Annotated in this window: 2 protein-coding genes; both read left to right on the top strand. The window is 72.4% G+C overall.

The window, feature by feature from the left end; genetic code table 11:
• The first annotated feature begins 337 nt into the window (after positions 1 to 337).
• Positions 338 to 922, top strand: coding sequence for an OsmC family protein (locus H5J29_RS32845; protein ID WP_181784785.1), 585 nt, complete (start codon positions 338 to 340; stop codon positions 920 to 922).
• A gap of 63 nt (positions 923 to 985) precedes the next feature.
• Positions 986 to 1,360: FAD-dependent oxidoreductase (locus tag H5J29_RS32840; protein WP_181784784.1), on the top strand; the 375-nt coding region annotated here is incomplete at its 3' end.

The raw sequence follows: 1,360 nt of genomic DNA, 5'->3' as shown, positions 1-1,360 counted from the left end.
GGCGGTACCGGCTCGTGCTGGACAGGCCGGCGAAGACGGCGTCGAGCACGCCGACCTCGCCCGGGCCCAGCTCGCGGACCCGCACGGCGGGGGTGGGGGACATGGTGGTTCTCCTCTCGGGTTCTTCCGACGAGGACAAGCGTCGGTCCGCGCACCCCTGCGCCTCATCGGCAGCGGCCACCCATGTCGGGTGCCTACGCATGCCCACGCGGTGCGGCATGGGTAGGTAGTGCGCCGAGATAGGCGGTCGTCCCCGATGGGCGAGGGGGGTGGTGCGCCGCAAGGTGGTTCTCGTCAGGCCGGACCCGCCGGCCGCCCGGAACACCAGGAGCACCCCATGACCGAGACCGTGAGCTACAAGAACGAGACCGTCCGCAACGGCATCGACACCGCCACCCTGTTCGGCACGCTCGACGCCATCAAGGCACAGCCGGAGATCGCGCAGTTCCAGTTCCGCGCGAGCAACACCTGGATCGACGGCGCGCACAACCGCTCGACCATCAAGGGCTTCTACGCCGCCTGCGCCGAGGACACCTCCCGCACGGAGTCCTTCACCCTCGACGCGGGCGAGCCCGCGATCCTGCTGGGCACCGACCAGGGCCCGAACCCGGCCGAGTACCTGCTGCACGCCCTCGCGGCGTGCGTCACGACCTCGCTGGTGTTCTCCGCCGCCGCCCGCGGTGTGCGGCTGACGTCGGTGACCTCGGAGCTCGAGGGGGACCTCGACGTGCAGGGCGCCATGGGCGTCAACACGCAGGACCACCGCAACGGCTTCGAGCGGATCCGCATGACCGTCACCATCTCCGGCGACGCGTCGCCGGAGAAGCTGCGCGAGGTCGTCGAGCGGGGCCGGGACCGGTCCGTGGTGTTCGACTCCATCTCCAACGGCGTCCCGATCGACATCGCGGTCGTCACCGCCTGAGCCGCAGGTGGCTGGGCGGCGCACCCGCCGCCCGGCCACCTGCCCGACCCCGAGGACCCCCTCATGGACTCGTACGACGCGATCGTCGTGGGCGCCCGGTGCGCCGGCTCCGCGACCGCCATGCTGCTCGCCCGTGCCGGGCTCGACGTGCTGCTCGTCGACCGCGCCGACCCGACCCGGGACACCCTGTCCACCCACGCCCTGATGCGCGGCGGCGTCGTCCAGCTCGAACGGTGGGGCCTCCTCGACCGGATCCGCGCCGCCGGGACGCCGCCGATCACCAGCACGACCATCCACTACGGATCCGAGGTGGAGGTCGTCGAGCACGCCGAACCCGTGTACGCACCCCGCCGGACCGTCCTCGACGCCATGCTGCTCGACGCCGCCCGCGAGGCGGGCGCGACCGTGCGGCTGGGCGTCGAGGTGACGGACCTGCTG

Source organism: Pseudonocardia pini (genome assembly GCF_013870575.1).
Classification (GTDB): domain Bacteria; phylum Actinomycetota; class Actinomycetes; order Mycobacteriales; family Pseudonocardiaceae; genus Pseudonocardia; species Pseudonocardia pini.
Note: the sequence above shows the minus strand (reverse complement) of the source record. Positions and strands in the feature narration are given on the sequence as shown.

Bases quoted from the DNA above. Each gene is read 5' to 3' on its own strand.
- H5J29_RS32845 (WP_181784785.1), top strand. From the start codon at position 338: ATGACCGAGACCGTGAGCTACAAGAACGAGACCGTCCGCAACGGCATC.